General features: G+C 74.3%; 1 protein-coding gene and 1 pseudogene. Both read left to right on the forward strand.

Going from position 1 to position 10,385, the window contains the following annotated elements; all coding sequences use genetic code 11:
* Positions 1 to 15 precede the first annotated feature (15 nt).
* Positions 16 to 8,835, forward strand: coding sequence for an SDR family NAD(P)-dependent oxidoreductase (locus ACZ7DL_RS38655; RefSeq protein ID WP_470781707.1), 8,820 nt, complete (start codon positions 16 to 18; stop codon positions 8,833 to 8,835).
* A 51-nt stretch (positions 8,836 to 8,886) separates the two neighbouring features.
* Positions 8,887 to 10,385: pseudogene (locus ACZ7DL_RS38660) on the forward strand (type I polyketide synthase); the annotation flags it as partial.

Raw genomic sequence — 10,385 nt, forward strand, 5'->3', positions numbered from 1 at the left:
GTGGGTGTGGCGGCGGTGTGGGCGTCGGTGGGTGTGGTGCCGGACGCGGTGGTCGGTCACTCGCAGGGTGAGATCGCGGCGGCGTGTGTGGCGGGTGCGTTGTCGTTGGCGGATGCGGCGCGGATCGTGGCCGTCCGCAGTCGGGTGATCGCCGGTGAGCTGGCCGGGCGGGGTGGTATGGCGTCCGTGGCCCTGCCTGAGGCTGAGGCAGCTGCCCGGATCACCGCCTGGGACGGGCGTGTTGAGGTCGCCGCCGTCAACAGTCCCTCCTCGGTGGTGATCGCGGGTGATGCGGAGGCGCTGGACGAGGCACTGGCCGCGCTGGAGGCCGATGGTGTGCGGGTGCGCCGGGTGGCGGTGGACTACGCCTCCCACACGCGGCACGTCGAGGCCATCGAGGGGGCGCTGGCGGAGGCGTTCGCCGATATCCGCGGGCAGGCGCCGGTGGTGCCGTTCTTCTCGACGGTGACCGGTGAGTGGGTCCGCGAGGCGGGTGTCCTGGACGGTGGCTACTGGTACCGGAACCTGCGCGGCCGGGTCCGCTTCGGCCCGGCCGTCAGCGCCCTGCTCGCCGAGGGCCACACGGTGTTCATCGAGTCCAGCGCCCACCCCGTTCTTGTCCAGCCGATCACCGAGATCGTCGACGAGACGCGTACGGACGCGCTCGCCACCGGTTCGCTGCGTCGCGAAGAGGGCGGGCTGCGGCGGCTGTTGACGTCGATGGCCGAGGTGTTCGTCAAGGGCGTCCCGGTCGACTGGACCGGAGTGCTGCCCGAGGGCGCCGGCGAGACCCACGTGGACCTGCCGACGTACGCCTTCGACCACCGCCACTACTGGCTGGAGATCGCGCCGGCCACGGACGCCGCCTCCCTCGGCCAGGCCACCGCCGGTCACCCGCTCCTGGGCGCGGTCGTCCCACTGCCCCAGTCCGACGGGCTGGTCTTCACCTCCCGTCTCTCCCTGCGCACCCATCCGTGGCTGGCCGACCATGTCGTCGGCGGGGCGGTCGTCGTCCCGGCCGCCGCCCTGGCCGAGATGGTCCTGCGCGCGGGCGACGAGGCCGGCGCCGCCACCCTGGGCGAGCTGACCGTCGAGACGCCCCTCGTGCTGCCCGAGGAGGGCGGCATACGCGTCCAGGTCGCCGTCGGCGGGCCCGACGACACCGGCGCGCGGACCGTCGACGTCTACGCGGCCGGCGAGGACACCGAAGCCGCGTGGACCCGGCACGCCACCGGACGCCTGACACCCGCACCGCTCACCGCCGCCGAGGCGAGCGCCGACCTGATGCTGTGGCCGCCCACCGGCGCCCGCCCGGCCGACACCGGCGAGCTCTACGACGACCTGCTCCGCCTCGGCCACCCCTTCGGACCCGCCTTCCGCGGCGTACGAGAGCTGTGGCGGCGCGGTGACGAGGTCTTCGCCGAGGTCGACCTGCCCGAGGAGCAACGCGCGGCCGCCGAGCGGTTCGGCATCCACCCCGCGCTCCTCGACGCCGCCGTGCAGTCCGGGCTGCGACACGCGGCAACGGCCGACCCGGACGGCACCGGGCAGCGGCTGTGGCAGCCCGCCGAGTGGCAGGGGCTGACGCTGCACGCAACCGGCGCGACCACGCTCCGCGTGCGGCTCGCCCCCTCCGGATCCGGCCGGCTGTCGCTGGAGGCCGCCGACGAGGCCGGTGGTCTCGTCGTGACCCTGGACGCCCTGGGCTTCCTGCCGGTCTCCGCCGACCAGCTGACGGCGGCCTCCGGCGACACCGGCCAATCCATGTACCGCGTCGACTGGACGGAACTGCCCTCCGCCGCCGCCGAGGAAGTGCCGCAGTGGGTGCCGCTGTTCCACGCGGACGAGGTCGAGATCCTCGCCGGTGCGGCGACCGGCCCGATGGTCGCCGTGGTCGAGGCCGTCACCCCCGACGGCACCGCCGAGGCCGCCCTGTCCCAGACCGACCGGATGCTGGCCATGCTCCAGGCGTGGTTCGCCGCGCCCAGCCTGGAGGAGTCCCGGCTGGTGGTCCTGACCCGGGGTGCCGTGCCCGCCGGTGGCGACAGCGCGGTCACGGACCCCGCCGGCGCCGCCGTCTGGGGCCTGGTCCGCGCGGCCCAGGCCGAGAACCCCGGCCGGATCGTGCTGATCGACACCGACACCGACCTGGACATCGCCTACGGCACCGCCGTCGAGCCGCTGCTCGCCACGGTCCTGGCCGCAGACGAACCGCAGGTGGCGGTGCGGGGTTCGGTGCTGTCGGTGCCGCGTCTGGTGCGGGCGGGCGAGGGCGAGCGGGCCGTCGCGTTCCGTCCCGAGGGCACGGTGCTCGTGACGGGCGGTACCGGCTCGCTGGGTACCTTGATGGCGCGGCACCTGGTGGAGCGGCACGGTGTACGGCACCTGGTGCTGGCCGGCCGGCGGGGTGCGGCCGCCGAGGGCGCGGGGGAGCTGGCGGCCGAACTGGCCGAGCTGGGCGCCGAGTCGGTGTCCCTCGTGGCCTGTGACGTCTCCGACCGGGCGGCGGTGGCCGAGCTGCTGAACGCCGTTCCGGCGGAGCACCCGCTGACCGGAGTCGTGCACACGGCCGGCGTGCTGGACGACGGCGTGATCAGCACGCTCACCCCCGAACGGATGGCAGGCGTCTTCGGCCCGAAGGCCGACGCCGCCGCGCACCTGGACGAGCTGACCCGCGGCCTCGACCTGACGGTCTTCGCCGTCTACTCCTCCGGCGCCGGCCTGTTCGGCTCGGCCGGCCAGGGCAACTACGCGGCCGCCAACGCCTACCTCGACGGCCTGATGGCCCGCCGCCGCGCCGCCGGCCTGCCCGCCGTATCCCTCGCCTGGGGCCTGTGGGAGCAGAGCACCGGCCTGACCGCCCACCTCAGCGAGACCGACCAGGCCCGCATGAGCCGGGGCGGCGTCCGCGCCCTCACCCCTGCGGAGGGCCTGGCCCTCTTCGACACGGCCCTCGGCGCCGACCAGGCCCTCGTCGTCCCGATCAAGCTCGACCTGCGGGCCGCCCGCGCCGACGCGGCCTCCGGGGGCACCGTGCAGCCCCTGATGCGCGGACTGATCCGGGTCACCCGGCAGGCCGCCCGGACGACCGCAGCGGACCGCAGCGGCGGCGGCCTGGCCGACCGGCTCGCCGGACTCGACCCGGCCGAGCAGGAAGCGCTGCTCCTGGACGTCGTCCGCGGCCAGGTCGCCACCGTCCTCGGCCACGCCGGAGCCGACCAGGTCAGGGCGGAGAAGGCGTTCAAGGACGCCGGGTTCGACTCCCTCACCTCCGTCGAACTGCGCAACCGCATCCGTGAGGCCACCGGCCTCAGTCTGCCGACGACCGTCGTCTTCGACTACCCGACGCCGCTCGCCCTCGCCCGCCACCTGCACAGCCACTTCGGGCGCGTCACCGCCGCCCCCGCCGCCCCGGAACCGGCCGTCGCCGCGGCCGACCCCGGCGAGCCGATCGCGATCGTGGGCATGGCCTGCCGGCTGCCCGGCGGTGTCACCAGCCCCGAAGGACTCTGGGAGCTGGTGGCGGAGGGCCGGGACGCCCTGTCCGGGTTCCCGTCCGACCGCGGCTGGGACCTGGAGGGCCTGTTCGACGCCGATCCCGAACGCGTCGGAACCTCGTACGTCGACCAGGGCGGATTCCTGCACGACGCGGGCCTGTTCGACGCGGGCTTCTTCGGTATCTCGCCGCGGGAGGCGCTGGCGATGGATCCGCAGCAGCGGCTGCTGCTGGAGACGTCCTGGGAGGCGCTGGAGCGGGCGGGCATCGATCCCCTCTCCCTGAAGGGCACCGACGTCGGCGTGTTCTCCGGCGTGATGACCCAGGGCTACGGCTTCGGCGGTGAACTCCCGCAGGAGCTCGCCGGGTTCACGGCCACCGGGTCTGCGGGCAGCGTGGCCTCCGGCCGGGTGTCGTACGTCTTCGGCCTCGAAGGCCCCGCGGTGACCGTGGACACGGCCTGCTCCTCCTCCCTGGTCGCCATCCACCTCGCCGCGCAGGCCCTGCGCAACGGCGAGTGCTCGATGGCCCTGGCCGGCGGCGCCACCATCCTCGCCAACGCGTACACCTTCGTGGAGTTCTCCCGCCAGCAGGCCCTCTCGCCCGACGGCCGCTGCAAGGCGTTCTCCTCGTCCGCCGACGGCACCGGCTGGGCCGAGGGCGCGGGCGTCGTCGTCCTCGAACGCCTCTCGGAGGCCCGGCGCAAGGGCCACCGGGTCCTGGCCGTCGTGCGCGGCAGCGCGGTGAACCAGGACGGCGCCTCGAACGGGCTGACGGCACCGAACGGTCCTTCGCAGCAGCGGGTGATCCGCAAGGCGCTGGCGAGCGCCGGTCTTTCGACGTCCGAGGTGGACGCGGTGGAGGCGCACGGCACCGGTACGGTCCTCGGCGACCCGATCGAGGCTCAGGCGCTGCTCGCCACCTACGGCCAGGACCGCGAAGAGCCGCTGTGGATCGGCTCGGTGAAGTCCAACCTCGGGCACACCCAGGCCGCGGCCGGCGTCGCCGGCGTCATCAAGACCGTCGAGGCGCTGCGGCACGCGGTGCTGCCGCCCACCCTCCACGTCGACCAGCCGTCGGCCGAGGTGGACTGGTCGACGGGCGCGGTCGAGGTGCTCACCGAGGCCCGGCCCTGGCCGGAGACCGGCCGCCCGCGCCGCGCCGGCGTCTCGGCCTTCGGTGTCAGCGGCACCAACGCCCACGTGATCCTGGAACAGGCCCCTGAGGAGCCGGCCGTGGCGCCGGTGGCCCCGGCCGACGGCGTACTGCCGGTCGTGGTCTCGGCGCGGAGCACCGCCGCACTCGCCGGACAGGCCGGACGGCTGGCCGAGTTCGCCGGGGAGACCGACGCCCCGTTGGCGGCCGTCGCCGGAGCGCTCGTCGCCCGGCGGGCGGTGCTGTCCGAACGAGCCGTGATCGTCGCCGGCTCGCGGGACGACGCCGTGGCCGGACTCCAGGCGCTGGCCGCCGGAGAGTCGTCGCCGATCGTCGCCACCGGCTCGGAGAGCACCGGGCGCACCGTGTTCGTCTTCCCCGGCCAGGGCTCACAACGTCTGGGCATGGGACGCGGGTTGTACGACCGGTATCCCGTCTTCGCCGAGGCGCTGGACGAGGCGTGCGCCGCGCTGGACGCGCAGCTGGCCGGCTGGGCGGACCACGCCGTCAAGGACGTGATCTTCGGCGAGGTCGGCAACGCGGGCGGCGGTCTGCTGGACCAGACGGTCTTCACCCAGGCCGGGCTGTTCGCGGTGGAGGCGGCCCTGTTCCGGCTCCTGGAGTCCTGGGGCGTACGACCGGACGTGGTCGCCGGACACTCCATCGGCGAGGTGGTCGCCGCCCATGTCGCGGGTGTGCTGTCGCTGACCGACGCGGTGGTGCTGGTCGCCGCGCGCGGCCGGCTCATGCAGGCCCTGGCACCGGGCGGGGCGATGGTCGCGGTCGCCGCCGACGAGGCGGAGATCGAGGAGTACCTCGGCGCAGGCGTCGACCTCGCGGCGGTCAACGCGCCCGGCTCGGTGGTCCTCTCGGGCGACGAGGGAGCCGTCCTCGCCGTGGCGGAGAAGCTGCGCGAGCAGGGCCGCCGGACCAAGCGGCTCACCGTCTCGCACGCGTTCCACTCGATGCTGATGGAGCCGATGTTGACAGAGTTCACAGCGGCTCTGTCCGGCCTGACGTGGAACGAGCCGACCCTCCCCGTCGTATCGAACGTGACGGGCCGGCTCGCGGAGCCGGGTCAGCTCACCGATCCCGCCTACTGGGTGGACCACGTCCGCCGCCCGGTCCGCTTCGCCGAGGGCATCAGCGCCTCCGGCGGCGCGTTCTTCCTGGAGCTGGGCCCCGGCGGCGCCCTGACCGGCGCGATCGCGGAGTCCGCCGACGAGGACGCGGTCAGCGTGCCGGCGCTGCGCGACGACCGCGACGAGGCACAGACGCTCCTGCTGTCCGTCGCGGAGCTGTTCGTCCGCGGGACGAACGTGAACTGGGCGGCCGTCCTTCCCGAGGGCGCCACCGAGGCCCACGTCGACCTGCCGACGTACGCCTTCGACCACCAGCACTACTGGCTCCGGATGGCCCCCGCCACCGACGCGGTCGCCCTCGGCCAGAGCACGGCGGACCACCCGCTGCTCGGCGCGGTCGTGGAGGTGCCCGAGACCGGCGGTGTCCTGTGCACCTCCCGGCTCTCCCTGCGCACCCACCCGTGGCTGGCCGACCACGCCGTCGGCGGAGTGGTCCTGGTACCCGGCACCGGCCTGGTGGAGCTGGCCGTCCGGGCCGGTGACGAGGCCGGCTGCGGAGTGCTGGACGAACTCGTCATCGAGACACCCCTGGTCGTCCCCGAGCAGGGCGGTGTCCGGATCCAGGTCGCCGTCGGCGCACTGGACGACGCCGGCGTGCGGACCGTGTCGGTCTACTCGGCCCGGGAGAACACCGCCGGCGAGATCGGCACCGACGCCTGGACCCGGCACGCCACCGGCACCCTGACCGCCTCGGCCGAGGACACCCCCGCCTTCGACACCACGGTCTGGCCGCCGGCCGGCGCCGAACCGGTCGACCTCGACATCGCCTCCTTCTACGAGGACCTGGCGAGCCACGGCTACGCCTATGGCCCCGCGTTCCAGGGCCTGCGAGCGGTGTGGCGGCGCGGCGAGGAGATCTTCGCCGAGGTCGCCCTGCCGGACGCGCAGCGGGACGAGGCGGCCCGGTTCGGCCTCCACCCCGCCCTGCTGGACGCGGCCCTGCACACCGACGCCTTCGCCCAGCCCGCCGACGGACACAACGTCCTGCCGTTCTCCTGGAACGGGCTGGTCCTGCACGCCGCCGGCGCCGCCGCCCTGAGGGTGCGGATCGCGCCGCGCGGAACCGACGTCCTGTCCGTCGTCGCGGCCGACGAGAACGGCGGCCTCGTCCTGAGCGTCGACTCGGTCACCTTCCGTCCGGTGGACGTCGGGCAGCTCGACGCCGCCGCGACGGCCGGCGAGGGCCGCGACGCCCTGTTCGGCCTCGACTGGACCGAACTCCCCGCACCCGCCCAGGTGACGGACACGCCGCCCGTGTGGACGCGGGTCACCACCGCCGCCGACGTGACGGCGCTGCACGGCGAGGTGCCCGAAGCCGCCGTCCTGGAGCTCCAGGGCTCCGCCGACGGCGACGAGGAGGCGCTCGCCCGGACCGCCGCCGCCCTGGAGGTCGTCCAGGCGTGGCTCGCCGACCAGGAAGCGGAGGACGCGCGGCTGCTGGTGGTGACCCGGGGCGCGGTGCCCGCGGGCGGCGCCGCCACGGTGACGGACGCGGCCGGTGCCGCCGTCTGGGGCCTGGTCCGCGCGGCCCAGGCCGAGAACCCCGGCCGGATCGTCCTGCTCGACCTGGACCCGGCCACCGACGAACCCTTCGACGACCTGCTCGCCACGGTCCTGGCCGCAGACGAACCGCAGGTGGCGGTGCGGGGTTCGGTGCTGTCGGTGCCGCGTCTGGTGCGGGCGGGCGAGGGCGAGCAGGCTGTCGCGTTCCGTCCCGAGGGCACGGTGCTCGTGACGGGCGGTACCGGCTCGCTGGGTACCTTGGTGGCGCGGCACCTGGTGGAGCGGCACGGGGTACGGCACCTGGTGCTGGCCGGCCGGCGGGGTGCGGCCGCCGAGGGCGCGGGGGAGCTGGCGGCCGAACTGGCCGAGCTGGGCGCCGAGTCGGTGTCCCTCGTGGCCTGTGACGTCTCCGACCGGGCGGCGGTGGCCGAGCTGCTGAACGCCGTTCCGGCGGAGCATCCGCTGACCGGAGTCGTGCACACGGCCGGCGTGCTGGACGACGGCGTGATCAGCGCGCTCACCCCCGAGCGCCTGGCCCGGGTCTTCGCACCCAAGGTCAGCGCGGTACGGCACCTGGACGAGCTGACCCGCACCCTGGACCTCACGGCGTTCGCCGTGTTCTCCTCCGCGTCCGGCCTGTTCGGCTCGGCCGGCCAGGGCAACTACGCGGCCGCCAACGCCTACCTCGACGCCGTAGCCCACCAGCGCCGGGCGGCCGGCCTGCCCGCCACCTCGCTGGCCTGGGGCCTGTGGGAGCAGACCAGCGGCATGACCGCCCACCTGGGCGCGGCCGACCAGGCCCGGATGAGCCGGGGCGGCGTCCTGCCGATCGGCCCCGCCGAAGGCATGCGCCTCCTCGACGCGGCCCTGGCCACCGGCGCGCCGCTCCTCGCCCCCGTCAAGCTGGACCTGCGGGCCCTGCGCGCCGACGCCGCGGCGGGCCGCCCCGTACAACCCCTCCTGCGGGGCCTCGTCCGCACCGGCCGCCAGCCGGTCCGCGGCACGGCCGGGGACGGCACCGGCGGACTCACCCGCCGGCTCGCCGGACTCGCCCCGGCCGAGCAGGAGGCCCTGCTCCTGGACCTCGTACGCGGCCACGTCGCGACCGTCCTCGGCCACGCCGGGGCGGAGAACGTCGGCCCCGAGACGGCGTTCAAGGACGCCGGGTTCGACTCGCTCACCTCCGTCGAACTGCGCAACCGGCTCCGCGAGACCACCGGACTCAAGCTGGCCGCGACCGTCGTGTTCGACTACCCGAACCCGCTCGCTCTGGCCCGCCATCTCCACGCGGAACTGGGCACCACCAACGACGCCCTGTCGCTGGTGCACGAAAAGATCGAGGACATCGAGTCGCTGATCGCCGGACTGCTTTCCGACGAGTCCAAGAAAGCCGACATCGTGCTTCGCCTCCAGGGCCTGGTCGCGAAGTGCAACGGAGCAGTCGAGGAGACACAGGGTTCCGCCGTGGCGGAGCAACTGGAATCCGCTTCCGCAGATGAAGTCCTCGACTTCATCAACGACGAACTCGGAATCGTCTGACCGTCACGTTTCGCGGACCGTCAAACCCTCGGTGAGGAATGGAAGATGGCCACAGAGCAGGAACTCCTCAAGTACCTCAAGCGCGTCACGACGGAACTGCACGACCTGCGCCGGCAGGTCCGGCGCAGCGCGGACGAGCCGGTCGCGATCGTCGGCATGGCGTGCCGGCTGCCCGGCGGAGTGACGACGCCGGAGGAGCTGTGGCGCCTGGTCGCCGAGGGCCGGGACGCCGTGACCGACTTCCCCGCCGACCGCGGCTGGGACCTGGACACGCTGTTCGCCGACGACCCCGACAAGACGGGCACCACCTATGCCCGCCAGGGCGGATTCCTGCACGACGCCGGCCTGTTCGACGCCGAGTTCTTCGGTGTCTCACCCCGTGAGGCCCTGGCGATGGACCCGCAGCAGCGCCTGCTGCTGGAAACGTCGTGGGAGGCACTCGAACAGGCCGGTATCGACCCGCTCTCGCTGAAAGGCGCGGACGTCGGCGTCTTCAACGGAATCATGGGCGTCGACTACTTCTTCGGCGGAAACCTCCCGCCGGAACTGGAGGGCTACGCCGGCACGGGCGGTGCGGGCAGCGTGGCCTCCGGCCGCATCTCCTACGTGTTCGGCTTCGAGGGCCCCGCCGTGACCGTCGACACGGCCTGCTCCTCGTCCCTCGTCGCCATCCACCTCGCCGCGCAGGCCCTGCGGCGCGGCGAGTGCTCGATGGCACTGGCGGGCGGCGCCACCGTCATGGCCACCCCGCACACCTTCGTGGACTTCTCCCGCCAGCGCGGCCTCGCCGCCGACGGCCGCTGCAAGTCGTACGCGGACACGGCCGACGGTACGGGCTGGGCCGAGGGCGCCGGTGTGGTCGTCCTGGAGCGCCTCTCGGAGGCGCAGCGCAAGGGCCACCGGATCCTGGCCGTCGTGCGCGGCAGCGCGGTCAACCAGGACGGCGCCTCCAACGGCCTGACCGCCCCCAACGGGCCCTCGCAGCAGCGGGTGATCCGCAAGGCGCTGGCTGCGGCCGGGCTGACCCCGGCCGACGTGGACGCGGTGGAGGGCCACGGCACGGGCACGGTCCTCGGCGACCCGATCGAGGCACAGGCCGTCCTCGCCACCTACGGTCAGGACCGCGAACAGCCGCTGTATCTCGGCTCGTTGAAGTCCAACATCGGCCACACCCAGGCCGCCGCCGGCGTGGCCGGCGTGATCAAGACGGTGCAGGCACTGCGCCACGGCATCCTGCCCGCCACGCTGCACGCCGACGAGCCCAGCACCCGCGTCGACTGGGACGCGGGCGCCGTCCGGCTCCTCCACCACACCACGCCCTGGCCGGAGATCGACCGGCCGCGCCGGGTGGGCGTGTCCGGCTTCGGCGTGAGCGGTACGAACGCCCACGTGATCCTGGAGCAGGCGCCGGAGGAACCCGATGGCGAACCGGTGACGCCGGTCGATGGCGTGGTGCCGGTGATCTTCTCGGCGCGGAGTGTGGGTGCGCTGGCCGGGCAGGCGGGGCGGCTGGCCGGGTTCGTCGGTGAGACGGATGTGCCGCTGGTGGC

The sequence above is a fragment of the Streptomyces sp. NPDC036984 genome (assembly GCF_055607665.1).